Below are 25,360 nucleotides of genomic sequence, written 5' to 3'. Positions count from 1 at the left end.
CGACATTTTCCATCTGGGAGGAATGCTGCATGGGTTATCTGAGATACCCGTCTTATTATCCAAAATTCCGCTGTACGGCATCCGCCTGTACGCACAACTGCTGTCTTGCGGGCTGGGAAATCGACATCGACGACGAAACGCTCACCTATTACCAGCAGGTCGATGGTGCATGTGGTGACCGCCTGCGGGCACATATCGCACTGCCCGCTGAGCCGGGCGAAACCGCACATTTTATGCTCGATACACAGGGACGCTGCCCGTTTCTGGGTAAGCACAACCTGTGCGATATTTATACCGAGCTAGGTGCAGAACACCTCTGTCAGATCTGCACCGAGCATCCGCGCTATTACGATTGGTTTTCCGATGGGACAGAAGCCGGTGTCGGATTGTGCTGTGAGGCTGCCGCTGAGCTGATTCTGCAAAATACCAGTGTTCCCGCGCTGGAAGCCGTCCCCGATGACGACTTTGAACCAGAAGCGCTTTCAGAAGACGAGCGCGCCGCAGAGCATGAGCTGTTCCGCATGCGGGACGAGCTGTTTCACATCGTCAAAGCAGAACCATATCTGCCGCTGGAGGAACGCATGAACCGGCTGTACAGCACTGCCGTCAACATGCAGAAAACCTGTGATACATGGATGTTTTCTGCCGCCGAAGCTGCATACGTCCCCAATTGGACGGATGCATTCTGGCAGCTGGGATCGCTCACCCGTCTGCTCGATTTCTTTCTCACGCTGGAAATCAATGAACCTGCATGGCGTGACCTGCTCTTCGAGACAAAAGCACAGCTGCCTGAACTCCTGCGCCACAGACAGGCGTTTCTTTCCTGTTATCAGGATAATCTGTATGAATATGAACAGCTGCTTCTCTACTTCCTGTATCGCCATTTTATGGGAGCTCGCTGGGATGGCATGCTGTGTGGGCGTGTCAATTTTGCGCTCATCAGCACCTGCATGATCCAGTTGCTGGACATACAGACATGGCTGACAGAGGGATGCCTGACGCATGCCCGACAAATTGATCTGTGCAGGCGCTATTCCGAAGAAATTGAATACGACGAGGAAAACACGGAAAAAATCCTCCTGTATTCTATCCTGTGAGTATTTCGATACAAAGTTTTGAGCCCGTCCGCCAAAAAAGGCGGACGGGCTCAAGCAGGAAAGGTGTATTACTGGATGCTATCAAATGAGAAATCAGATATCAAAATAAGGAAAGGATTTTATGCAGGACAGCTTCCCTCTCAGGAAATGCTGTCCTGCACTTCATAGGGAAAGTAAGGGGATTGGTAGATTATCTCTGAACACGGCCGGAACCGTCGCCGCCGGCGAGCTTTTCAACCTCAGAAACCGTAACCAGGTTGTAGTCGCCTTCGATGGAGTGCTTGAGTGCGGATGCCGCAACAGCAAACTCAACCGCATCCTGCGTGGACTTGCCAGTCAGCAGGGAGTAAATCAGGCCGCCGCCAAAGCTGTCGCCGCCGCCGACGCGGTCGGTGATGTGCAGGTGATACTCCTTGGAGAAACAGTAGTTCTCACCGTCGTACAGCATTGCTGCCCAGTCGTTGTCACTTGCGGAAATCGAGGTGCGCAGGGTGATGGCAACCTTCTCGAAGCCAAACTTGTCAGCCAGCTGCTTGGCTACCGACTTGTAGCCTTCCTTGTTCAGCTTTCCGCCGTAAATATCTGTGTTCTCTGCTTCGATGCCGAAGACATCCTTTGCATCCTCTTCGTTGGAGATGCAGACGTCGACATACTGGCACAGATCGGTCATTGCTGCGCGCGCTTCTTCACGCGTCCACAGCTTACCGCGGTAGTTCAGATCGCAGGAGATCTTGACGCCGTGTGCCTTTGCCGCCTTGCATGCCTCGCGGCAGATTTCAACGACATTCGGGCCGAGTGCCGGGGTAATTCCGGTAAAATGGAACCACTCTGCGCCCTCGAAAATTGCGTTCCAGTCATACTCGGACGCAGAGGATTCCTGAATAGAAGAGTGGGCACGATCATAGATGCATACCGAGCCGCGCTGGGATGCACCCTTTTCCAGATAGTAGATGCCGACACGGTCGCCGCCGCGGACGATCATAGAGGTATCTACACCGTAATGGCGCAGGCTGTTGACAGCTGCCTGTCCGATGGCATGCTCCGGCAGCTTGGTGACAAATGCCGTATCAATGCCATAGTTTGCCAGCGAAACGGCGACATTGGCTTCGCCGCCGCCAAAGGTTGCCTGCATCTGGTCATTCTGGAAAAAACGATAGTAACCGTTCGGAGCAAGGCGAAGCATAATTTCGCCGAAGGTAATTACTTTAGCCATTGCGCGCCTCCTTTACGATTTCACGGGACTTTTTGCACAGGTCGGTGATTTCATCCCACTTCTGGTTATCGATTAGATCAGCAGTTACCATGTAGGAGCCGCCGCATGCTGCAATTACCGGGCTGGACAAATAGTCCTTCAGGTTCTTGAGGGATACGCCGCCGGTCGGCATAACCTTGAACTGCGGGAACGGTGCGCTCATTGCCTTGATCTTAGCGAGGCCGCCGGACTGCTCAGCCGGGAAGAACTTCAGGACTTCCAGACCAAACTTCAGAGCCGCATGGTAATCGGTTGGGGTGGTGCAGCCCGGATAAATGGCGATGTCCTTGCTCTGTGCATATGCAACCAGCTCCGGATCAAATCCCGGGGTTACGATAAACTGTGCACCTGCTGCAATCGCATCGTCGATCTGCGCGGTGGTAGTTACAGTACCTGCGCCGACGATCATGTCCGGGCAGGTCTCCTTCATTGCCTTGATGGCGAGCGGTGCGCCTGCTGCACGGAAGGTGACTTCAGCGACCGGAACGCCGCCTTCGCACAGTGCCTTTGCCAGCGGAGCGGCATCGCGCTCCGGGTTGTTTAACTTAATAACAGGGACTACGCCGATGTCGGAAATTGCCTGATTCAGTGCATTCATAGTTGCATCCTCCTGCCGTCAGTGGACATACTTCTTCAGCGTTGCACGGACTGCGCCCGGGCCCGCCATCAGTTCCTGGAAGTAGCCGATGACCTTCTCTGCCAGACCGCATTCGTACAGATCAACTGCAAAAATAGATGCGTCGGACAGAATTGGGCGCAGCTGCTCTGCGTCGATCTCGCCGCCCAGCGTGATGCCGGTGAGCTTCTCCTGCATAGCCGGAAGCAACGGGTCAGGGCTGATGTCAAACGGCTTGCCCTCGTCGTCCACGCCGATGAGGTAACGCAGCCAGCCAGCCAGTACCAGCGGAATGAGGTTCAGCTCGGAAGCTTCGCGGTCAGGCGATGCGATATATGCCTTGATGGTTTCGCCGAAGCGGATGGACAGTTTCTGCGACGTATCCGTTGCGATGCGCTGCGGGGTGTCCGGCATGAACGGATTCGGGAAACGTGCAGTCAGTACCTCTTCGAGGAACTTCTTCGGCTCGATGACGCCTGGATCAACGACAAACGGCATGCCTTCGACATGGCTCATCTTATCGATAAATGCACTCAGCTCCGGGTCCTTCATTTCCTCTGCGATAGAGGTATAGCCCAGAATGCAGCCGTAAACAGCGAGGCAGGTGTGCAGCGGGTTCAGGCAAGTGCAGACCTTCATCTTTTCGACCTTGTTGACGGTGTCACGGGAAGTGATGATGACACCAGCGTCCTCCAGCGGCGGTCTGCCGTTCGGGAACTGATCCTCGATAACCAGATACTGCGTCTTTTCTGCATTGACAAACGGTGCGGTATAGGTATGCTTTGCCGTCGTAAACGGGCTGATATCCTCCAGACCGTCTTCAATCAGCTGCTTTTCAACAACTGGATGCGGGCGCGGGGTGATCTTATCGATCATGCTCCACGGGAATGCGATATCGTTTTCGAGATATGCGTAATCCTCTGCGGAAATCTTACCGTTATCCAGCCATGCCTTGGCGATTTCCATCACTGCCATCTGGAGCTTCTCACCATTGTGCGAGCAGTTGTCCATAGATACCAGTGCGAGCGGCGCGCCGCAGGCATGCTTTCTGCCGAGACACATGGCAGCCAGCTGTGCCATGAACGATTTGCAGCCCTCCGGGCCGTTTGCCATATCCTCGACAACAGCCGGAACCAGCTCATGCTTTGCATTGCGCAGGCTGTAGCCCTTCTCCGTGATGGTGAACGAAACCATCTGGAGCGACGGCTGCTTGAAGATTTCGGCAATTTTATCGCCGTCATACAGCATGGTCAGGCTGTCCGCCATCGAACCGATAACCTCCTTGTCCAGTTTGCCGTCTGCGTTCAGCGTAACAGCAATGGTCAGGTTATCATACGGACGGAAGCATTTGGTAATCACTTCGTCGTCATAGCTCTCGCAGCAGATGATGCCGGTGTCCATCTTGCCCTGTTCGATCAGGCGCTGGCACAGTGCCGCCGGGAAAATGCGGAAGATGTTGCCCGAACCGAAATGCATCCACTGCGGCTTTTTCGCCGTATTGGCAACGATCTCCGCCGGGTCAAAGCTCGGAAGATGGTAGCCCTTCCATGCGTCCTTATTCTGAATGGATTGTAACGAAAGCTTCATAATTTTCCCATCTCTTTCTCTTTAAAAATTCACACGCCAAAGCGGAAAAATTCATTGGTATTGTGATAGCACAGGTCTTCCACCAGTTTTCTGAGCTGCGTTTCGTCAGCCGGATACTGTCCACTCTCGACCCATTCGCCGATCAGTTCACACAGGACACGGCGGAAATATTCATGCCGCGTATAGCTCAGGAACGAACGCGAATCGGTCAGCATGCCGACAAAGCGTCCCAACACGCCGTTCGACGCGAGGTCAATCAGCTGCTGGCGCATACCCGGGCGGTTGTCGTTGAACCACCACGCGCTTCCCTGCTGCATCTTGCCTGCAACGCCGCCGCCCTGAAAACATGCCATAATCGTTGCAATCGCGGTATTATCTACCGGATTGAGCGAATACAGGATGATCTTGGGCAGACCGTCGTTTTCCGCAAAGGCATTGAGCAGCGGTGCGACATTTTCCACACCGGACTGGCTGTTGACGGCGTCATAGCCGGTGTCCGGGCCGAGCTTTGCAAACTGCGGTTTGTTGTTATCGCGCAGACAGCCGAAGTGAATCTGCATGACCCAGTTCAGCTCCGTGTATTTCTTTGCACATGCAATGGTAACCAGCGTCTTATATGCATCCGCCAGCGCCTGATCCGGCTTCTTTCCAGCCATCGCAAGAGCAAATGCCTCATTGGCTGCCGCGGAATCCGGTGCGGCATACATGCAGTAATCCAGGCCATGGTCTGCACACAGACAGCCCTTTGCACTGAAATACGCAATGCGCTCACACAGCGCCGCCGCGACATCCTCCGCGCTTGTGAGCTCGCGTCCGACAACGCCGGACAGCTTCCGGATATACGCATCAAACCCAGGTTTTTCGATATTGACCGCCTTATCCGGACGGAATGCCGGCAGCACTTTGATCGAAAATGACTCGTCTGCGGCAATCAGCTCATGCCAGTGCAGGTCGTCCACCGGATCATCGGTCGTGCAAATCGCCTTGACATTGAACTTCTCCATGAGGCTGCGTGCGGAATATCCCTTCAGGATTTCATTGCATTTGTCATAGATTTCGTCCGCATTATCCGGCGTCAGCGGCTCTGTGATACCAAAGCCGCGCTGCAACTCAAGATGGCTCCAGTGATACAGCGGATTGCCAATCAGCTGGGGCATAGTCGCCGCAAAAGCACGGAATTTTTCGCGGTCATCTGCGTCACCGGTGACCTTGTCTTCGGTCGTTCCGGCTGCACGCATCACGCGCCATTTATAGTGGTCGCCGCCGAGCCAGACCTGAGAAATGTTATCAAATTTCCGATCCTCAGCAATTTCCTGCGGATTGATATGGCAGTGATAGTCGATAATCGGCATCTGCTCCGCTACTTCATGGTACAGCTTTTTTGCTGTCTCAGTGGAAAGCAGAAAATCCTGATCCAGAAACGGTTTCATACCTGCGCCTCCTGTTGCTTATACTTTGCCCTCAGTCTTGTCGAGCATATCCCAGCAGCCCCAGAGGTACATAATGCCGAGTGCGCGGTCATACAGGCCATAACCCGGTCTGCATTCCTCGCCCCAGATATGACGTCCATGATCCGGACGCATGTAGCCCTGATAGCCGCAGTCGTGGTACGCCTTCATGATGTCAAGAATGCCGACATCGCCATCGCAGTCACGATGAGAGGCTTCGGTGAAGTCGCCGTTGTCAAAATGCTTGACATTGCGCACATGTGCGAACGCAATGCGGTCGCAATAGGTGCGGACGATATCTGCGACATTGTTCTTCGGGTTTGCGCCCAGCGAACCGGAGCACAGGCACAGGCAGTTGTGGTCATCGTCCACCATGTTCAGGAAGCGTCCAATGGATTCCTTGTCAACCAGCAGGCGCGGCAGACCAAAGATATCCCAGGGGGGATCGTCCTGATGAATCGCCATTTTGATGCCAGTCTCATGGCAGGTCGGCATAATGGCTTCGAGGAAATACTTCAGGTTCTCCCACAGCTTTTCCTTGGTAACGGGCTTATACGCCTCAAACAACTCGTCCAGCTTCGCCATGCGCTCCGGCTCCCAGCCTGGGAACGTCATGCCATGCAGGTTGCCGAGGATGTAATCTGCCATTTCCTTGTAATCCTGCTGAATTTTGGACTTTTCGTAGTACAGTGCGGTTGCGCCGTCTCCCATCGGATGGAACAGGTCGGTACGCGTCCAGTCGAAGATCGGCATAAAGTTGTAGGTAACAACCTTGACACCGAACTGCGCCAGATTTTTCAGTGTCGTCTTGTAGTTTTCGATATACTTGTCACGGGTCGGAAGGCCAATCTTAATGTCGTCGTGCACATTGACGCTCTCTACGACATCCATATTGAAGCCTGCGCCCTCAATCTGCTTGCGAGCCTCTTCGATCTCCTCGACCGTCCAGACCTCGCCTGCCTGCTTGTCATGCAGTGCCCAGACCAGTCCGGTGACGCCCGGGATCTGCTTAATCATTTCCGGCGTGATGCTGTCATTGCCCTCGCCGTACCAACGGAATGTCATCTGCATAAAAAATCCTCCTTACTGCTCACTGTTATAAATCTCATACTAAACCCTATCATTTATAGTATCTCTGTCAATTTTTTCTCGTTCCCAATAACAACTCATTTGGAAAGATTCGCTAAAAATTGTTCTATTTTCTCCTGCTGATAGGCACCGGCATAGGTTCCGGTGCGCAGGCAGTTCAGGCCGTCGGATGCAAACTCCGCCCAGCTCTCATTTTCATGCTTTACCAGAATGGGATAAAAGAACACACCGCTCCGCTCTGCCGCACGCAGGTCATCGCAAGCATCGCCGCAGGCGAGCACATGGTCGCGGGAATAGCCCATTTCGAGCAGCCCCGCAATACAGCGTTCCTTGCTTCCGCAATCCTCTGCCAGAACAATATCTGTGTGTTCCAGCAGCCCATACATGTCCCATTCTTCCAATACGGTTTCCAGCGGTGCATTGGAAATGACGGCAACATCCGCATAGCGGTGCGCCCGTGCCAGTGCACGCTGTACACCCTCAAACGGGCGTCGGTCTTCCTTTGGCAGCAGGGCAACCTGACGATTGACCTCCCTGCTCCAAAGCAGTGCCTTTTTCAGACAAATGCTGTCGGTTTGTTCAATCTCCGCCCGAAGTGTGCGATGATTGAGCACTCCGCCGGCGGATGTCCACCGCAGCAGATCGTCCAGCCCCGGAATATCACCGCCTGCATCACTGATCTCTTTCAGGATCAATGCCAGACCTTCAAAGCGGTTGATTCCGCGTGTCATCGAATACAAATTGATTTCATTCCAGCGCGACAGAACCAGGCCGCGCGCCGGCTCCAGTCCCCATTCCGCCACAAGGCCGGGGCCGAAGCACTGTGTATGTTTTCTCTCCATGGTATCCATGGCGCATCCGTCACTGTCGACAAAAACCAGGTAATTTTTCCGTTTTACAAAACGTTCGAGCTGATTCGCCATAGCAATCCTGCCTTTCTTCCCTCCCGGGTGGGAGAGGGCTCCCTGAAAGCCCTCTCCCTTCCGGTCAGTTGGAGAGTTATGTGGTTGGAGGATGGATTTTAGCCTTCACCGCGGCGGCGTGCCAGTTCTGCTACGTTCGCTTCTACCTTGTTCTTGCTCAGCGGGTAGATGAACAGCAGTGCCAATGCAACGGCAAACAGGCCGACAGCCGGAATGATGCAGGACATATCAAAAATCTTGGACGTAACAGCCGGATCAAATGCAGTTTCCGGGGTGTAACCGATCATGCCCAGAATACCGCCTACCAGGCCAGAGGAGAACGCCTGACCCAGCTTACGTGCAAACGAGTAAACGGAATAGATCGTGCCATCCTCACGGATGCCGTTCTTGATTTCCGCATCGTCGATAACGTCGGTAATCATGGCCCAGATAATCGTGTTGAAGAAGCCGAGGCCGATAAATGCCAGCGTGTAGAACGCAACGTACACATATGGATTGGATGGACGCAGAATCAGGCAGACAACGTATACTGCTGCGCCAAACAGGCAGGAAACGGTAGCCAGCTCTTTTTTGCCAAACTTCGCCGAGAGCTTGGTTGCAAGCGGTGCACAAACAACCAGTACTGCAACGGAACCTGCCATCGCGGCTGCGGACTGCGCCGCTGCGCTGCCATAGTAGTTCGGGAATACATAAGCGGACATACCCTGCATGCCGAGCATGCCAAGCAGCAGCAGGATTGCAGCTGCAATGATGCCCAGCAGTGCGCGATTTGTGAAAATGCTCTTGAGCATTTTTACCACATCGAGCTTTTCGGTATTTGCAGGAACCTCAACGCGCTCGCGAACCAGGTTGAAGCAAAGCAGATAGCAGATGATGGCGCAAATGCTGAATACGCCTGCAATGATGGTCATGCGGGAACCGGAAAGAACGGTGTTGCCCTGTACGGTTTCATACGCAACCAGCGGCGTACCAACGCCGATAACCAAGCTTGCCAGTGTAGAGCCGACTGTTCTCCAGGTAGAAAGCTGTGCACGGTCAGTCGGATCGGAAGAAATTGCCGATGCCATCGAACCGTACGGAATGTTGATGGAGGTATAGAAGATGGAACCCCACAGGATGTAGGTGACAACCATCCAGAATACCTTGAATCCGTAGGACATGCCTGCGAATTCTGACTGATAAATCAGGAATGAAGCGATTGCAACCGGGCCGCACATGCGCTTGATCCACGGGCGGAACTTGCCGTCCTTGGTCGGCTTGGAACGGTCAACGATCTGACCCATCGTAACGTCAGTTACCGCATCGACGAAGCGGGCTGCCATCATCAGCAATCCGACTACGCCTGCACCGATTCCCATTACGTCGGTATAAAACTTCAGCATAAAGCTGGAGGACAGGATGAAGGTGAAGTCATTGCCGAAGTCACCAAACATGTAGCCTATCTTATCCTTCATGCCAAACGGCCGCACAGATGTAGAATTAGCTGCCATTATTTTTCCCTCTCTTTCTTTCAAATCAATTCTCTCTATCTCTAAGGCACTGTTATGCCTTAGAGATCTGAATCAGCTTGGCGTTGAGGCTCTCGAGGAAGCCCTCCGGCAGGGTATTGCCCGCCATCGCCATCATGCGCTCAGGCGACATGGCCTTCATCATATCCCACATGCCTTCGCCCGGTACAAGATTGAAGTTGGTTGCCAGCTTAACCGCTTCAGCGACAACTGCCAGTGCCTCTTCGCTCTCTGCAAGCTCTTCCATCGTGTACTTAACGTTGTACTTGCCCTCCGGGAATTCCATCGGAGCCTTGAGGTCGAGGTCGCCTGCCAGCTTGAACCAGTTGGCAACGCCTTCCTGTCTCTCGTTGAACTCCGGCAGAACGTAGATAGACGGTTCGGTCTCGACCTTCTCGAGCGTCATGGTGTCCTTTACGCCGCATGCCTCAGCGACAATGATGTTCATGCCGTCATCCAGTGCAACGCCGTCAAATACGAATACCTTGTCAGCTGCCTTGACATCGATCAGCTTGCCGTTGACATACAGCGAAACCGGGGACTGGTTGGAGTAAACACGAATCTGGGTGGTCTCGCCTGCACGCTGTGCATAGCGTCTGCCGCACAGGTGAACCATCGGCTCGCTGTTCCAGTATGCTTTGTAGATATAGTAGCTGTCCTTTTTGGTCTTTCGATCCATTGTGACGAGGCCCTTGTTGTTTCTGCCTGCCACGCCGCCTTCGTCGCGTGCTGCGCAGCCGAAGTCGAACATATTCCAGACATGGCTCGACCAGATATACGGACGCTCGTCCAGCACCTTTGCCATGTGCTCATGGTACAGAGCCTGATACTCTTCGGAATAATCCTTGCACATCGGGTTGGAGCTATGGTAGGTGATAATGCCCTCACAGCCGTACTCGGAAACGCCGATGCAAATTTCCGGATGCTTTTTATGGAAGTCATCGAACCACGGGCCGTTGTCCTCCATCTTTCCGCCATACCAGCCGAAGTAATGGTTGTAGCTCTCGACATCGGTGATGCCGTGCATCGGGCTGTCAACCGGCGTCATGGAAACGTGCGCAATGGTGGTCAGACGAGTCGGATCCATCTCCTTACACAGTGCGTTCAGCTCCTTGTGGTTTTCAACCAGCTGCTCGGAAATGCCGCCGATGAGGATTTCATTGGAAACACCCCAGAAACAGATGGACGGATGGTTGTAGTTCTGTGCAATCAGTTCTTTCATCTGGCTGATGCAGTTCTGATGTGCCTGCGGATCGTTGTTCATCACGCTGATAAACGGAATCTCTGCCCAGATGATGAAGCCCAGCTCATCGCATGCATCATAGAAATCCTGGGAATGCTGATAATGTGCCAGACGGATGGTGTTTGCACCCAGTTCCTTGATGATTTCCGCGTCCTTAAAATGATCCTCGCGGGTCAGGGCATTGCCCTTGTAGAGCTGATCCTGATGGCGGCTGACACCGCGCAGCGGAGTTGCCTTGCCGTTGATGATGAAGCCCTTGTCCGGATCGCAGGAGAAGCTGCGGACGCCGACCTTAGCAGATACCTCATCATATGCCTCATTGCGGCGCTGGAGGGTTGCGGTCACTGTATACAGATACGGACTGTCAATCTCCCACAGCTTCGCATCCGGTACATAAATTGTCGTCTTTGTAGCGTCTGCCGGGCGGGATGCGGAACCCACTTCCTTGCCGTCTGCATCGGTGATGGTGTACAGAACGGTGAAGTTTTCATCTGCATTCTTGACCCAGGAATTCACCTCGAAGCAGGCACCGCCACAGTCACACGGCTTCGGAGTGACGCGCAGACCGTTGCTGCCGCAAAAATCCAGATCGAAATGAGTTTCCGGTACGCTGATGATGTTGACGCCGCGGTACAGGCCACCGTAGAAGGTGAAGTCAGCTGACTGCGGATATACGCTGCTCTTGTTTACATTGCTGCACTCGACAACCAGCAGGTTATCTTCGCCGTTTTTGCACAGGTCAGTGACATCTGCACGGAAGATGGAATAACCGCCTTCATGATAGGTAACCTTCTCGCCGTTGACATATACGGAAGCCTGCTGGCCTGCCGCCAGAATTTCCACGTATACGCGACCGCCTGCCAGCGGCTGCTTCGGGGTTGCGAAGGTTCTGGCATACCAATAGGTGCCGCGATCATAGCTGCCATTTCCGTCATGCCCATCAACAGCATTCCACGTATGCGGCAGATCAATGCACTGCCAGTCGGTCGGCATGGATGCCGGAAGGCCAACGTCCTTCTGGATAAACTGCCAGCCGTCATTGATGTTGATAATGTTGCGCATAGTTTTCCTCCTAATCTCCTTACTGTATGTTTGTCAGCATGAAAGCCATGCTGTGTTTCACTTTGCCTTGTAATCGAGCGGCAAGCTCTCCCAACGCTGCTTGAAAGTGAATGCCGCACGCTTGGGCTGGCGCTGACGGGTAAAAATGCCCTTTTTGTTGCCGTCCATGCGCATAATACCCTCTGTCGTCTGGAAATCTGCAAAGTTCCAGACCAGCTCGCCCTTGACAAACGGATAGCTGTCAAAGACACGGTGGCACATATCCAGACACTCGATCTGGTATTCCTGGCTCCACATGACGCTCGGGAGCTTGTCCATCTGGCCATTGGTATCGCCGCCATATTCGGTGAAAATCATCGGGCGATCCCCGACCAGCTGTGCCCATGCATCCATTTCCTTGCGGAATGCGATCTCCGCGCTCTCAATATCCGCGCCGCCCAGAACATACCAACCAAAATAGCGGTTGAGCGAAATAAAGTCTGATAACTGCCAGCATTTGCATTTATCCGGCGTGCTATTCATCAGCAATGCGAAGGTTCTTGGACGTTTCTGCGGATCAAGCTCACGGCAGCGGTCAAAAATTTTCTCAAAATAAACGGTAGATGATTCGTCCAGCGTGTCCGGCTCATTGAGCAGGCTCCATGCGAATACACAGGCATGATTTTTGTCGCGGGCAATCATTTCCTCTACCTGAAGCAGATGATTTTTTTGCAGCTCCGGTGCGGTCTCCTGCGCAAAGAATGCAGTCTGTTTGCCGCTGGACGCATCGGTGAAGTTCATCAGGCTCGGGAACATGCCGACTGCCGGAACCTCGTCGATCACCAGGAAGCCCTCGCGGTCTGCCAACTGATAGATTTCCTCGCTGTACGGATAATGGCTGGTGCGGAAACAATTGGCACCGATCCATTTCATGAGCTCGAAATCCCGTTTCATCACGCCCATGTTGAAGCCGCGGCCAACGATGTCGCTGTCCTCATGCTTGCCAAAGCCCTTCAGATACACCGGCTCGCCATTGATGAGAATATTATTGTTCTGAATTACAACAGTCCGGATACCAATATGCTCGGTATATTCATCGACAACGGTTTCTCCGTCGACAATGCGGATGATAAACTGATACAGATACGCATCGCGCACCTTCCACAGGTGGACATTCGGGATATCGATCTCCCCGTCCTTGCCTTTTGCCATAGCAACGGTGTTTCCCGCCTCGTCCTTTACTTCGATTGTAACCTCGTTGTCGCCCGTCGTGACGGTGTGATAGCTGACCACTGCGTCGGAGCCGCTGATGGCATGGGATACGGAGAAATCAAAGATGGATTCCTTCGGTGTCGCAATCAGCCAGACCGGACGGTGAATGCCTGCGTAATTATAAAAATCAAAATACGGCTTTGCGATTTTGCGCCCACTTGGCAGGGTGGAAACCGAACCGCACGGGAGTGTGGTTTCGCTCAGTTCATTGTTGCCGAGAACGACAAGCCGGTTGTTTGCGCCATAACGCGCGATCTCTGTGATTCTAACGCAGAATGGAAGAAAACCGCCCTCATGCGTCGCAATCTCAACGCCGTTAAAGTAAACCGTCGCACGGTGAGTTACACTGCCGAAACGGAGATCGATCTCTCTGCCCTTCCATTCATCCGGCACAAAGACATCGGTTTCATACCAGAAATCACCGCAAAATTCGCGTGTTTCTTTGTCAGTGTAAAAATCTGCAAAGCTCGCCGGTACCGGAATCATGTCGGGCGCCGGGAGGCCGTCATTCCAGCCCTGCTCCACGCCGCATGACTGTGGGTCTGTCTGGAACCTCCACATACCACTCAGGTTGACAGAACGTCTGGAACATGTATTTTCCGGATACAACATCGAATATTTTAACATTTTTTATCACCTTCCTTGACATTTGTGTTTTTTTAAAAACATTTTATGCGTTATCACTCTAAATCCGGCAATATTTTTTGTATAAATTAACAATTTTTACTCATCAATACACATTTTAACTGTAAAACGCACGAAGTATGACTGACTTTCTGCACAATTTCATTTGCATTTTCCTGTTTTTTTGTTAATGTTATTATATTGTCAATCTCGACGATTTGCTATGCAGAATTTTCAGCTGTTTTTGTCTGTTTTTTGGATGAAATACAATCAACCTAAATTTTGTACAAAGAAATCCAAAAGCAGTCCATCGGCAAAAAACAGTCCGTATGATATTGTCAGGACAGCACGTCAGAGGATTTTGCGCCGCTTGGGAGAGGATAGGGCATGAAAAACACTTCAATCGATTTTGTATACCAGTTTTTAAAAATCAACCACATTCCGGTTCGTTTTATTCAACCACCTTGTGACAACCTGACATGGCTCGACATGGGACTTCGTGAAAGCATTCTGCATTCAGATGTTTCCTCCTCTACGGATGAGTTGAACCACTGGCTCGCTACGCTCCAGAAGAACAAAATCTATCACACCACCGATGACTTTCAGTGCAACTATACACTGATCCGGCTGCCGGACAGCGATGAAATGCTTGTGTGCGGTCCGGTTCTGTTCGAAGAGATCCGCGCCGCACGACTGACACAAATCTGCGACAAGCTGAATGTGCCGGAAGAACTGCGCGACCAGATTCGGGATTACTATTACCGCGTGGTATTCATCCCCGCGCAAACCCTGTACCTGAGTGTATTTACGATACTCGGCAATCAGTTGTTTGGAGAAAACAACTATGAGGCGATTTATTCGGATTTCGGCTCCATGAAAGAGCTGTTTCAAAGCTATGAGTACTATTACCGTGTTCCGGACAAGCCGTTTCTGAGCATCCAGATGATTGAAGAGCGGTATGAGCTGGAAAATGCGACGCTCAATGCTGTCGCCAACGGAAATGAAAGCAAAGCTCTTGCATCCTGTGCGCGCTGGACCGCACATGTAATTCCCCAGCGCTTAGCCAACGAACTGCGTGACAGCAAGGACTATATGATTACGCTCAACACTCTGCTGCGAAAAACAGTAGAACAGGCGGGCGTGCATCCCATCCACATCGATTCGGTATCCAATCGAAACATCCAGCTGATCGAGCAGCTTTCCAGCATCGAACAGTGCCGGAGCTTTCGCTCAAAGATGATCCGCTCCTATTGCCTGCTCGTTCGCAAGCACAACCTGAAGGATTATTCCCTGTTGACACAAAAAATTATCACCTATGTGGACACCGAGCTGTGCGCCGACCTTAGTCTGAAGGCACTTTCCGAGCGTCTGTCGGTCAATGCGAGCTATCTTTCTACACTGTTCAAAAAGGAAATGGGCATGTCTCTGACAGATTTTGTCAACCATCGGCGCATTTCACACGCTCAAAAGCTGCTTATCAGCACGGAAATGCCCATCAAATCGGTCGCCTTGAAATGCGGCATTCCGGATGTCTACTATTTCAGCCGCCTGTTCAAGCGCATCACAGGTACAACGCCGAAGGCATATCGCAACAACACCAATTCCTTCGAGCAATATCAGGAGATGGCTTCCCCTTCCGCCGGGAACCCGGATTCCTCCGATTTTCACTGATGTCTGCTTTTTCGTCCAAACAGCAAATATCCCCTTTCGCATCCGGTGCGGAAGGGGATTATTGTTCTCTTTTTTCCGTAAAATGGGAAACAGAGCCCCATGGCATAAGGCTCTGTTTCCGACAAGTTGAGAGAAAACACAAAAGTGCAAAAAGTAGATAGCTGTTTTATGCGCCAATTCCGAGCGGGGAGAATGCGATGTAAACCGCAATGACGCAGATCAGAACAATTACGCTGACAATCTTGCGGTACTTCCACGGTGTCAGGTCAACTGCCTTGACATCCTCCTGCTCCCAGGCCTTCAGCTGCGGATTCTTTGCCTTGTTGCGGCTGTTCATGATTGCCATCATAATCAGCTCAATCGGCCACAGAACGGCAACTGCATACAGATAATGCAGATCGCTGCTCATTGTAATCATGAAAATGCCATAAACGGCAATGTGGAATACCATGATAACCTTCGCCACATATTTCGGCAGATACTTGAAGAAGAAACCGCCGAATACTGCCGACAGAACCGGAAGGCCGATCAGCATGACAAACGAATCGAGGAAGGTCTTCAGACCTGCCGGGAAGAAGTAAACCATCGGGCCGACAATGGTGGTAGCAACCGCAAAGACGATGCCGACATTCTTGCCAACCTTGACCAGCTTTTCTTCCGAAGCGTTTGTGTTGATAAATTCCTTATAGATATCCATCGTGAACATGGTGTTAACCGAGTTCAGAACGGAATTAAACGAGGACAGAATCGCGCCGAACATAACGGCTGCAAAGAAGCCCATCAGCGGTGCCGGGATGACCTGCGTAACCAGCTGCGGATATGCGTCATCCATCATGGTAACCTGATTGCCCTGTACCTCGAACAGCGCGTATGCAATGACACCCGGCAGTGCGAGGAACATAAAGCCCAGGATTTTCAGGAATGCACAGTACAGTGCGCCCTTCTGTGCTTCCTTCAGATTTTCAGCAGCGAGTACGCGCTGAATGAACGACTGGTGCGTGCACCAGGACTGGAGGCCAAGAAATACAAGGCCGGTGAATACGGTCGGCCACGGAACTGCCGGCGGCAGGGAATCAGCCGGGGCGATGGAATTCAGCTTCTCCGGATAGTTCTGAACCAGATACTTGAAGCCATCGACAATGGCAAGGCCCTCCGAACCGGTGGCATTGCCCAGCACATGCAGTGCAAAGAACGGAATCATCAGGCCGCCGATCAGCAGGCCGATACCGTTGACGGTATCGGAAACGGCAACTGCCTTCAGGCCGCCGAAAATCGCATAAATCGAACCGACAACGCTGATTAAGATACACAGAACAACGATGGACTGGAACTTGGTGATGTGCAGCAGCTGCGAAACGCCGAAAATATTCTCAAAGACCAGGGAACCGGAATACAGGATAACCGGAATCTGTACAACCAGGTACAGGATGATGTATGCGATGCAGAACCAGAGCTTGGTGCTGCGGTCGAAGCGCAGGCCGATCAGCTGTGGAATGGTGGTAATACCGCTCTTCAGATAGCGTGGTGCCGCCCAAAGTGCCAGTACAATCAGTGCAGTAGCAGCCAGAACCTCAAATGCCATCGGGCTCATGCCAACTGCCCAGGTCTGTCCGTTGGTTCCGACCAACTGTTCTGCGGACAGGTTGGTCAGCAGCAGGGATCCTGCAATGACGAAGCCCGGCAGGCCGCGTCCTGCGAGGAAATAACCGTCGGCTGTCGTCTGGTCGTCACCCTTCGTCTTGACATACGAGATGACCGCAACCAGAATCGTAAAGCCGATAAAGGTAATCAGTGTCCAAAGCATATCTCTATACCCTCTCTTTCTATTCTCTTCTTTTGATTCGCAATGCGGGACTCAAACCCGCTTTTTCTATTTGTAAAGGAATGATGCTTTAACTGTTTCTCATTTCTTCTTCCCTTCCCTGCTGTGAAAGATCCCATTGGGACAGCGGCCTCCCAATAGCCGCCGTCCCGGAATCCTGCGCCGGGGTTCGAAAGGAGCGTTTCCTCTTTCACGTGAGTTGAAGATGTTTTGAGAAAAACTATAAACTCTATACGAACTGCCATGTATGGCAGTTCGTTCCCAAATTACAGGCAAAATGCCCGGCTCAGCAGTTCTCCATGATTGCCTTGACAGCAGTCGCAGTGTCGGTGGACGGGAACAGCTCATAGCCGACGCGGCCAGTATAGCCGCAGGCTTCCAGATGACGAATCACCTTGGTATAGTTGATCTCGCCGGTGCCCGGCTCATGGCGGCCCGGTGCATCCGCAACATGGATGTGACCGAACTGGTCGCTGTAGTTGCTGATGGTGTCACAGATGCAGCCTTCGTTGATCTGCATGTGATAGACATCATACAGCAGCTTGAGGCGCGGGGAGCCAATCAGGCGGCAGATTTCCGCACCCATCTGGGTGGTTTCAAGGAAGTTGCCGACATGGTCGGTTGTGATGTTCAGCGCCTCGAGGTTGAGATTGATTTCCTCTTCCTCTGCAATCTTTGCGCACTCCAGCAGCATGTCGTACATGGAGCACAGCTTGACGGTGTGCGAGAGATCGTCATAGTGGTTGACGACAATGCCGCCGTCGCCCAGTGCGTTGGAATGAATGGTTACGCTGGAAGCGCCGACCTTCTTTGCCGCTGCAATCGACTGTCTGAGGTAGTCGATGTACTTTTCCTTATGGGTCGGATCAACGAGGGAATAATCCGCATCGCCGTTGAAGCCGGAGATCGCGATGCCAGCCTTTTCCGCCGCTTCGCGGGTCGCATCCAGATCACGAATGCGCCAGTCCCAGAACTCTACCGCTTCAAAGCCGTCATCCTTTGCCGCCCGGAAGCGCTCCAGCCACGGCAGCTCGGTATACAGGGTGTCAATGCACGCGCATTTTCTCAGTGCCATGTTACTCTACCTCCGAGATCTTGACCGGACGGCCTTCCTTCAGGGACTTGGTTGCAGCAGCAGCCATCAGAACCGGATACAGACCATCTTCGCCGGTTACCGGAGTCTCAGTATCGTTGATGACAGCATCTGCAAATGCCTTCATCTCAGAGACAAATGCGCCGGTGTAGCGATCCCACATGACCTTGTATGCAGTGCCATAGCTCGTGCCGTCTGCGGTGGACAGAACAGCGGTGGACGGGATGTCGTTTTCATCCTGTGCGCATCCTTCGGAGCCGAAGACTTCAACACGCTGGTCATAGCCGTAAACTGCCTTGCGGGAGTTGTCGATGACGCCGATTGCACCGTTCTCAAACTTGAGGGTGACAACTGCGGTGTCAACGTCGCCTGCCTCGCCGATGCCCGGATCGACCAGAACAGAACCATATGCGCTGACCTCAGTGACTTCGGAGCCTGCGAGGAAGCGAACCATATCGAAGTCATGGATCATCATATCATAGAAGATGCCGCCGGAAACCTTGACATAAGATACCGGAGGGGGCTCCGGGTCACGGGAAGACACCTTGATGATGTTTACCTTGCCAACCTTACCGCTCTGAACCATGTCATATACTGCGCGGTGGTTGTGGTCGAAACGGCGGCAGAATCCGATCTGCAGCTTGACACCTGCTTCCTTTGCCGCGTTGATTGCTTCATGAACCTTGTTCAGATCGTAATCAATCGGCTTCTCACAGAAGATGTGCTTCTTTGACTTTGCCGCTTCGATGATGAAGTGGGAGTGCGTGTCGGTGGAGGAGCAGATCAGGACTGCCTCAATCTCCGGGTCGTTCAGGATATCCGCCGGGTCGTTGGATACATTCGGAATGCGGCACTGTGCTGCAAATTCGCGGGTCGCGTCGTTTGCGAACGGATCCGCAATTGTCTTGATCTCCATTTCCGGGACAAACATGGAAATGTTTTTTGCATGAACCTTGCCAATACGTCCAGCACCGATAATACCAACCTTCATGAAAATCTCTCCTTTTTCGTGAATTATTTTGCAGAAGCTGTCATTGTCTTTTGCTGGCGCTATTGTACTGCGAAAATACAGGCAGAAAAATGTCAGTTTGTTTAGATTTTGTGTTGTTGGTTTTGCACTTTGGTCAAAAGCTGTTCGGAAAACTGTACAAACATTTTCTCAATGTGTCATTATTTTAGGTCTGCCACGTTTGTCTCCCGTTTTTTTGTGTTCATCTTTTGGAATTGTGTCATTTTTTTAGGCAAAAAAACAGGGCAGAAAGCATATGCCTTCTGCCCTGCCTGTTTTCCTGTGGTTTATTTTGTCCTGCACTGTTTCCGGTAATTCTGTGGGGTCTCTCCCACAGTTTTTTTGAACACCTTGCAGAAATTACGGTAGTCATTAAAACCGCTCTTTACGCTGACCTCCCGGATTTTATCATCCGTATTCACCAGCAGTTCCTTCGCCGTGCCAAGGCGGCAGGAAAGCAGGTATTCCGAAAACGTGATGCCGGTTTCCTTGCTGAAAATATGGCTCAGATATGCCGGGTTGAGGTGAACCTGTTCTGCCGCTTCGATCAGTGTGGCTTCACCGGTATGGTTTTGCTGGAGATAGCGGATGGTGCGGCTGACCGCACTGCTGTAGTTGTCCGGCTGCGGAAGGATTTCCTCGCGGAAGGTCAGGTAGGCACGTTCCAAGCCGCGGAAGCCGTCAAGCATATCCGGCGCAGTGCGCTGGGGAATCCCAGCTTTCCGGTCTGTCTGCCGCAGCCATTCCTGTACCAGCCGCGCCTCGGTATGTTCCGCGCGGAATGCCGCCAGTGCTTCCTCCCACCGCTGCCGCAGCAGCCCGCCATCCCGCTTTTCCATATACTTCGGCACTTCCTCACTGAACCGCTGCGCCGCAGACGGGATTTCTTTTCCACATGGCTCAATCTGCCAGCCATACAGGACGGTCTGCGCCGAATAAAACCGCTCGTTCCGTGCTTCCTGTGCTTCCTGCCAGCATTCGTCAGCTTTCGGATTGAAATTCTCTGCCCGGCTCGTGCCGACGCACACCGAAACTGCCAGATACCGCTCCGCATACCGCACAACCGCCGATGCATATTGCTGTATTTTCTCCCGGCGTTCATATACGCTCGAAATGCCGGAAAAATCCAGCAGCAATGCATATTCCCCCTGCTGCACATGGATACAGCGGATGGCCGACTGGTTGCGGCACACCTCGCGGCAAATCTGAGCAAATGAGGAATGGAATCGTTTCTGCTGCTCCAGCTCCATTGCAGAGACCCGGGTTTCATAATCGAGAATCAGCACCGCAAGTGCAGCCCCTGTGTGGAAGCCGTCCTCCGGCCGCGGCGCGCTGCCCTGCAGCAGCTTCAGGTAATAGGCCCGCTCCACCTCCGGCGCATCGAACTGAAGCCCGCCCTGTGATGTCGATACAATCTTCTTCTTCAAATCGACGAGCAGCTTGAGCAGCGTGTCCTCTGTCAGCAGATTTTTGAGGACATATTCATTTGCGCCGAGCTTCATGGCTTCCCTGACATAGTCAAAGTCGTCATGGCAGCTCAGTACGACGATACACGCGGTATTTTCCTGCTGTCTGAGCCTGCGGATCAGTTCAATGCCGTCCATCACCGGCATGCTGATGTCGGTGATGATGATATCCGGCCGGTATTCCTCCGTCATGCGCAGCGCTTCCTCTCCGTCCTGCGCTGCACCGACCAGTGTGTAGCCGTGCTTTTCCCAGTCCGTCAGGCGCGATAAGAATGTGCGGACAAGGAAATCATCATCCACAAGCAGTATCTTAGTCATCACTCTCACCTCTCTCCGTCAGATATTTTTCTAAATATTCCGCCACATTTCCCTGTGTAATCAGCGGTGTCTCCACATATGTATGGTGGGAAATTTCCTCCCCATCCAACGAATGTACAATGGTCGCAACGGTCTGATATCCGATTTCATAGCCGTTTTGTCCGACCAGCGCGAGAATTTTTCCATCCTCAACGCCTGCCATCGCATCGCTCTGCATGTCCACACCAACCAGCTGCACATCACCGCCGGTGCGCTCAAGCTGCTGCATTGCGCCGAGCACAATCACTGCGCTGGTGCAGAAGACACCTTCAATATCCGGGTTCTCCCGCATCAGCTGTTCCATACAGGCTGTGCCCTCGACATAGCTGCTGCTCTCTGCCTCTTCGACCGCACAAAGCTCTAAATCTGTATATTGTTCGATGTAGTAAGTAAAGCCCTGCAAACGCTCCTCATGCGTACTCTGCCTGCGGCTGCCGGTGATGACGGCAACCTTTCCGCTCCCCAGCTTTCTGTCCAGTGCTTTTGCCGCCAGCACGCCGATCTGATGATTGTTTGCGCCGATATATGGAAAATCAAACCGATCCGCCACCGTATCAATATAAAAGCATGGAATGTCCTCCCGCGCAGCCAGACCCAGCACATCAGCACCATCCGAATCACACGGTGAGACCGCAATGGCATCCGGTTCAGAATCGATTACATCCTGCAAAATGGTATTCTGCGCCTCCACATCGTCCTCATGCGACGGCCACAGGATGTTGACTGAAACACCGTAATCATTTGCCGCGCTTTTCAAGCCGTCCTCCACAGACAGCCAGTGCACTGAGTCCATCGCTTTGAGTACGACGCAGATCGTGCGCTTTTCCTGCGTTTGCTCCTCACTGCCACAGCCGGCCAGCAAAAGCGCTGCCAGCAGCAATACAGCAATTTTAATTGCATGCCTTCTCAAATCGTATACTCCTCCGCATCATAGGAAGCCGGCATGGTAATCACGGCCACCGTGCCGTACTGCGCTCCGGAATAAAATGCGAGCTTTCCCTTTTCTCCATAGTATAATTGCAGCCGCTCGCGCACATTGCGCACGCCGATGCCGCTGAATTTGCTGCGCCGTTCGCCGCTCATCAACTGCTTCAGATCGTCTTCTGTCATGCCTCTGCCGTTGTCCTCGACGCTGATTGCCAGCATATCCCCTTCCTTTGCCGCGCGGACAACAATGCGCCCGCCCGATTTCTTGAGGTCGATGCCGTGCAGGATTGCATTTTCCACCAGCGGCTGAATGAGCAGGCTGGGCACATAGCAGCGTGCAATATCCGGACTGACATCGAAATCCACTGTAAAGCTGTTGGCATAACGGAACAGCTGGAGCTTTGTATAATTCTGCACCATGTGAATCTCCTGCTCCATGGTGATAAACGCGCCGCGGTCGCTCGCGCTGAGCTGCAGCAGCTCGATAAATGCCTCCAGCTGCTCCGCGATCTCGGAGGAATTCTGCAAAACCGCGGCGTATTTGATGGAATTGAGCGTATTATACATGAAATGCGGTGTAATCTGATATTTGAGCGCCTCGATTTCCGCTTCCTTTTTAAGCAGCTTTTCCGTAACCAGCTGGTCAATTAAATCCTCAACCTGTCCGATCATATCATTAAATCCTTTGGACAGGCGTCCGATTTCATCCTCCGACTGTACTTCTGTACGCGCCGTCAGGTCGCCCTGGCTGACCTGATCCATCGTTTCCTCCAGATTTTTCAACGGGCGCAGCATCTTGGTGACAATGACCAGAATCAGGATGCATGCCAGAAGGTTGAGCAGGAGCGCAATCAGGAATATCTGGTTTCTTGTGCGCGTGATGTCGCCTGTGATAACACTCCTGTCCGCTACAATGGTCATCTCATACTGGCTCAGTGGCGCTGTCACGCTTGTGACAAGCATATTGTCCTGCGGTTCCTTCCGCTGTGTTCCGAGCAGCTTCAGGTTTGTTCCCGAAGCCACACGTCCATCCGGCGTGATAATATAGCTGCTCCCCCTGCCGGGATTTCCATGCCCCTGCAAACAGCTGAAATATACATCGCGCTCGTCCACATTGACAATGATATATCCCACCGTCTGCCCGTCTGTTGTATTGTGCACAGGCTTTGCATAGGTGAAAATCTGTTTTTTCACGACAGAGGTCTCATCTGTCACATACTGTGGCGAAAGCGGGTCGTCCTGCACATCGGTCAGGCGGTACATCCACAAGACATCTTCTTCACTGCACGGTTGAGCCAGCTGTTCTGACTGCGTCACCTTGAGCGCGAGGCTCTGTGACGGAAGAAAGCAGTAAACCGAATCAATGCTGCCGTTGCGGTACGATGCCAGCCGTTCCAGAATCTGAGGATCGGTGCTGCTGTCGTAGTCCTGTACGAGCTGCTGCAGTTCTGTATCCGTCGCTGCATTGATTGCCGTATAGTACGCCTCCCGCATCATGTCGTCAAACATTCCGGCACAGACAGTCAGGCTGTTGGTCGCTGAATCGGTATAATTTTCCTCGATGACATCCACGGAATTGTTATATAATACCGCAGACAATGCAATGGACACAATCATCGATACAAAAATCATGCTCAGTATGCTTTTCTGCCTGAATCCCAGCTTCATGTACCCTCTTCCACCTTTTCCCTTTGTTTCTGTCGCGGTAATTATATCACATTCAAAAATGGTTATCAAATACAGCAAAAACGGGGCTGCACACCGGCAGCCCCGTCGCGGGTCAATTTTCTGTTTCTGTCATTCCCTGCCGTCCCAGCAATAGGTGCAGAGATTTTCCTTCGGAATGCCAACCGCTTCCAGCATATCGTCCAGACGGTTATAGCGCAGTGACGTGAAGTCCAGCTCCTTGCGAATTTCCTCGACCATGGTGTCATATTTCGGGGATTCCGGATCGGTATACTGCTGAAGCACCTCGTCAGAAACATCCTCCGTACCTTCCAGCCGTGCGATGACACGGCGGGTAATCAGATCCATCTCCGACGACGAGCGCGAGAAATTGAGATATTTGCAGCCGTATACCAGCGGCGGGCAGGCCGAACGGATATGTACTTCGCTCGCACCGCTCTGATACAGAAATTCCGTCGTCTCGCGCATCTGTGTGCCGCGGACGATGGAATCGTCGATCAGCATCAGGCGCTTGCCGCGGATTAGGTCGTGCACCGGGATCAGCTTCATCTTTGCAATCAGATTGCGTTTGCTCTGAATGGTCGGCATGAACGAGCGCGGCCAGGTCGGCGTATACTTGATGAACGGACGGGAATACGGAATGCCTGACGCGTTGGAATAGCCGACTGCATGCGCAATGCCGGAGTCCGGCACGCCTGCGACGGTATCCGGGCGGACATGGTCGCGTTTTGCCATTTTCTGTCCGCAGCGGTAGCGCATCTGCTCGACGCTCACGCCCTCATACGAGCTGGACGGATAGCCATAATAGACCCAGAGGAACGTGCAAATCTTCATATCCTTTCCGGGCGCAATCAGTGTCTTGACTCCCTCCGGCGTCACGACATCAATTTCTCCCGGACCGAGCTCCTTGTAATCCTGATAGCCGAGATTGAGATAGGAGAACTTTTCAAAGGCGATACAATAGGCATCGTCCTTTTTGCCGATGGTGATCGGCGTTCTGCCGTATTTGTCTCTCGCGGCATAAATACCCTTCGGCGTCATGACCATCAGCGTCAGCGAGCCGTCGATGGTCTCCAGCGCATAATGGATGCCCTCGATGAGATTTTCTTTCTGGTTAATCAGCGCCGCGACCAACTCAGTCGGGTTGACGTCACCGCCGCTCATCTCCAGAAAATGCGAATTACCATTGTCAAAAATGGTGCTGACGATTTCATCGGTGTTGTTGATCTTGCTGACCGTTGTAATAGCGTAGGTGCCGTGATGCGAGCGCACAATCAACGGCTGCGGTTCGTAGTCGGAGATACAGCCGATGCCCAGATAGCCCTTCATCTCCTGGACATCCTTGTCAAACTTTGTACGGAACGGTGCATTTTCAATGTTATGGATGGAACGGTCAAAGCCGTTTTCGCCATACACCGCCATACCGCCGCGACGCGTTCCGAGATGAGAATGATAATCCGTTCCGAAAAACAGGTCAAACACGCAGTCATCCTTCGCAGCAACGCCAAAAAATCCTCCCATGGGTTTCCTCCTTATGCATCAAAAAAACAAATGTGATGAAAAGCAAAAATTTCTTCAAAGCAAGTATAACACAGATGTGTGCTTTTGTGGCGGGAAGAAACCATTTTT

General features: G+C 52.5%; 18 protein-coding genes. 2 read left to right on the top strand and 16 right to left on the bottom strand.

All coding sequences use genetic code 11. From position 1 onward, the window contains the following. Nucleotides 1–29: 29 nt before the first annotated feature. Entirely contained in the window at nt 30–1,097 is a 1,068-nt protein-coding gene (gene fliB / locus ACLM7Z_RS09695) for a flagellin lysine-N-methylase (protein WP_273348994.1), read from the top strand. Nucleotides 1,098–1,287: 190 nt separating this feature from the next. Here fliB and ACLM7Z_RS09690 read toward each other — a convergent pair whose 3' ends face one another. The 9 genes from ACLM7Z_RS09690 to uidA form a co-directional block, all read right to left on the bottom strand. Further along, the gene (locus tag ACLM7Z_RS09690) at nt 1,288–2,310 is read right to left on the bottom strand and encodes a sugar kinase (protein ID WP_087020330.1); all 1,023 of its coding nucleotides are present in this window, start codon (nt 2,308–2,310) and stop codon (nt 1,288–1,290) included. Beyond that, a complete protein-coding gene (gene eda / locus ACLM7Z_RS09685) occupies nt 2,303–2,947 on the bottom strand; it encodes a bifunctional 4-hydroxy-2-oxoglutarate aldolase/2-dehydro-3-deoxy-phosphogluconate aldolase (protein WP_435644958.1) in 645 nt (214 codons plus the stop codon). The genes ACLM7Z_RS09690 and eda overlap by 8 nt, the downstream gene beginning before the upstream one ends. Nucleotides 2,948–2,965: 18 nt before the next feature. Further along, entirely contained in the window at nt 2,966–4,552 is a 1,587-nt protein-coding gene (locus ACLM7Z_RS09680) for a mannitol dehydrogenase family protein (RefSeq protein ID WP_435644957.1), read from the bottom strand. A gap of 29 nt (nt 4,553–4,581) precedes the next feature. Next, a complete protein-coding gene (uxaC, locus tag ACLM7Z_RS09675; RefSeq protein ID WP_273350639.1) occupies nt 4,582–5,982 on the bottom strand; it encodes a glucuronate isomerase in 1,401 nt (466 codons plus the stop codon). Between the two features lie 18 nt (nt 5,983–6,000). After that, nucleotides 6,001–7,071: a mannonate dehydratase gene (uxuA, locus tag ACLM7Z_RS09670; protein ID WP_087020319.1), complete on the bottom strand. Its 1,071-nt coding sequence runs from the start codon at nt 7,069–7,071 to the stop codon at nt 6,001–6,003. 95 nt (nt 7,072–7,166) lie between these two features. Continuing rightward, on the bottom strand, nt 7,167–8,012 hold the full coding sequence (locus tag ACLM7Z_RS09665) for an HAD family hydrolase (RefSeq protein WP_087020316.1): 846 nt from the start codon (nt 8,010–8,012) through the stop codon (nt 7,167–7,169). A gap of 98 nt (nt 8,013–8,110) precedes the next feature. Continuing rightward, the gene (locus tag ACLM7Z_RS09660; protein ID WP_435644956.1) at nt 8,111–9,502 is read right to left on the bottom strand and encodes an MFS transporter; all 1,392 of its coding nucleotides are present in this window, start codon (nt 9,500–9,502) and stop codon (nt 8,111–8,113) included. Between the two features lie 52 nt (nt 9,503–9,554). Beyond that, nucleotides 9,555–11,825: a glycoside hydrolase family 2 protein gene (locus ACLM7Z_RS09655; protein WP_087020310.1), complete on the bottom strand. Its 2,271-nt coding sequence runs from the start codon at nt 11,823–11,825 to the stop codon at nt 9,555–9,557. Nucleotides 11,826–11,882: 57 nt separating this feature from the next. Continuing rightward, nucleotides 11,883–13,703 carry a beta-glucuronidase gene (gene uidA, locus ACLM7Z_RS09650; protein WP_273350630.1) on the bottom strand — a complete coding sequence of 607 codons (1,821 nt, stop codon included), beginning with the start codon at nt 13,701–13,703 and terminating at the stop codon, nt 11,883–11,885. Nucleotides 13,704–14,087: 384 nt separating this feature from the next. Here uidA and ACLM7Z_RS09645 point away from each other — a divergent pair, with 384 nt between their 5' ends. After that, the gene (locus ACLM7Z_RS09645) at nt 14,088–15,371 is read left to right on the top strand and encodes a helix-turn-helix transcriptional regulator (RefSeq protein WP_087020304.1); all 1,284 of its coding nucleotides are present in this window, start codon (nt 14,088–14,090) and stop codon (nt 15,369–15,371) included. A gap of 166 nt (nt 15,372–15,537) precedes the next feature. Here ACLM7Z_RS09645 and ACLM7Z_RS09640 read toward each other — a convergent pair whose 3' ends face one another. From ACLM7Z_RS09640 to ACLM7Z_RS09610, 7 genes are all read right to left on the bottom strand, one after another. Next, a complete protein-coding gene (locus ACLM7Z_RS09640) occupies nt 15,538–17,175 on the bottom strand; it encodes a solute:sodium symporter family transporter (RefSeq protein WP_435644955.1) in 1,638 nt (545 codons plus the stop codon). A 304-nt stretch (nt 17,176–17,479) separates the two neighbouring features. Then, on the bottom strand, nt 17,480–18,268 hold the full coding sequence (locus tag ACLM7Z_RS09635; protein WP_435644954.1) for a TIM barrel protein: 789 nt from the start codon (nt 18,266–18,268) through the stop codon (nt 17,480–17,482). A 1-nt stretch (nt 18,269) separates the two neighbouring features. Next, entirely contained in the window at nt 18,270–19,277 is a 1,008-nt protein-coding gene (iolG, locus tag ACLM7Z_RS09630) for an inositol 2-dehydrogenase (RefSeq protein ID WP_435644953.1), read from the bottom strand. A gap of 305 nt (nt 19,278–19,582) precedes the next feature. After that, nucleotides 19,583–21,079: a response regulator gene (locus tag ACLM7Z_RS09625; RefSeq protein WP_273350660.1), complete on the bottom strand. Its 1,497-nt coding sequence runs from the start codon at nt 21,077–21,079 to the stop codon at nt 19,583–19,585. Beyond that, nucleotides 21,072–22,028, bottom strand: a complete 957-nt coding sequence (locus ACLM7Z_RS09620) for a substrate-binding domain-containing protein (protein ID WP_273350658.1) — start codon at nt 22,026–22,028, stop codon at nt 21,072–21,074. The genes ACLM7Z_RS09625 and ACLM7Z_RS09620 overlap by 8 nt, the downstream gene beginning before the upstream one ends. Further along, on the bottom strand, nt 22,025–23,713 hold the full coding sequence (locus tag ACLM7Z_RS09615) for a histidine kinase (RefSeq protein ID WP_273350654.1): 1,689 nt from the start codon (nt 23,711–23,713) through the stop codon (nt 22,025–22,027). Before ACLM7Z_RS09615 ends, ACLM7Z_RS09620 begins: the two co-directional genes overlap by 4 nt. Before the next feature lie 129 nt (nt 23,714–23,842). Continuing rightward, on the bottom strand, nt 23,843–25,252 hold the full coding sequence (locus ACLM7Z_RS09610; protein ID WP_087020281.1) for an amidophosphoribosyltransferase: 1,410 nt from the start codon (nt 25,250–25,252) through the stop codon (nt 23,843–23,845). Nucleotides 25,253–25,360: the final 108 nt, after the last annotated feature.

The sequence above is a fragment of the Butyricicoccus porcorum genome, from assembly GCF_051246315.1.
GTDB classification, from domain to species: Bacteria; Bacillota; Clostridia; order Oscillospirales; family Butyricicoccaceae; genus Butyricicoccus_A; species Butyricicoccus_A porcorum.
This window is presented reverse-complemented; position numbering and strand designations above follow the sequence as displayed.

What these genes read in the sequence shown, in the direction of transcription:
- fliB (WP_273348994.1), top strand. Translation starts at nt 30, where the DNA reads ATGGGTTATCTGAGATACCCGTCTTATTATCCAAAATTCCGCTGTACG.
- ACLM7Z_RS09690 (WP_087020330.1), bottom strand. Translation starts at nt 2,310, where the DNA reads ATGGCTAAAGTAATTACCTTCGGCGAAATTATGCTTCGCCTTGCTCCG.
- eda (WP_435644958.1), bottom strand. Translation starts at nt 2,947, where the DNA reads ATGAATGCACTGAATCAGGCAATTTCCGACATCGGCGTAGTCCCTGTT.
- ACLM7Z_RS09680 (WP_435644957.1), bottom strand. Translation starts at nt 4,552, where the DNA reads ATGAAGCTTTCGTTACAATCCATTCAGAATAAGGACGCATGGAAGGGC.
- uxaC (WP_273350639.1), bottom strand. Translation starts at nt 5,982, where the DNA reads ATGAAACCGTTTCTGGATCAGGATTTTCTGCTTTCCACTGAGACAGCA.
- uxuA (WP_087020319.1), bottom strand. Translation starts at nt 7,071, where the DNA reads ATGCAGATGACATTCCGTTGGTACGGCGAGGGCAATGACAGCATCACG.
- ACLM7Z_RS09665 (WP_087020316.1), bottom strand. Translation starts at nt 8,012, where the DNA reads ATGGCGAATCAGCTCGAACGTTTTGTAAAACGGAAAAATTACCTGGTT.
- ACLM7Z_RS09660 (WP_435644956.1), bottom strand. Translation starts at nt 9,502, where the DNA reads ATGGCAGCTAATTCTACATCTGTGCGGCCGTTTGGCATGAAGGATAAG.
- ACLM7Z_RS09655 (WP_087020310.1), bottom strand. Translation starts at nt 11,825, where the DNA reads ATGCGCAACATTATCAACATCAATGACGGCTGGCAGTTTATCCAGAAG.
- uidA (WP_273350630.1), bottom strand. Translation starts at nt 13,703, where the DNA reads ATGTTAAAATATTCGATGTTGTATCCGGAAAATACATGTTCCAGACGT.
- ACLM7Z_RS09645 (WP_087020304.1), top strand. Translation starts at nt 14,088, where the DNA reads ATGAAAAACACTTCAATCGATTTTGTATACCAGTTTTTAAAAATCAAC.
- ACLM7Z_RS09640 (WP_435644955.1), bottom strand. Translation starts at nt 17,175, where the DNA reads ATGCTTTGGACACTGATTACCTTTATCGGCTTTACGATTCTGGTTGCG.
- ACLM7Z_RS09635 (WP_435644954.1), bottom strand. Translation starts at nt 18,268, where the DNA reads ATGGCACTGAGAAAATGCGCGTGCATTGACACCCTGTATACCGAGCTG.
- iolG (WP_435644953.1), bottom strand. Translation starts at nt 19,277, where the DNA reads ATGAAGGTTGGTATTATCGGTGCTGGACGTATTGGCAAGGTTCATGCA.
- ACLM7Z_RS09625 (WP_273350660.1), bottom strand. Translation starts at nt 21,079, where the DNA reads ATGACTAAGATACTGCTTGTGGATGATGATTTCCTTGTCCGCACATTC.
- ACLM7Z_RS09615 (WP_273350654.1), bottom strand. Translation starts at nt 23,713, where the DNA reads ATGAAGCTGGGATTCAGGCAGAAAAGCATACTGAGCATGATTTTTGTA.
- ACLM7Z_RS09610 (WP_087020281.1), bottom strand. Translation starts at nt 25,252, where the DNA reads ATGGGAGGATTTTTTGGCGTTGCTGCGAAGGATGACTGCGTGTTTGAC.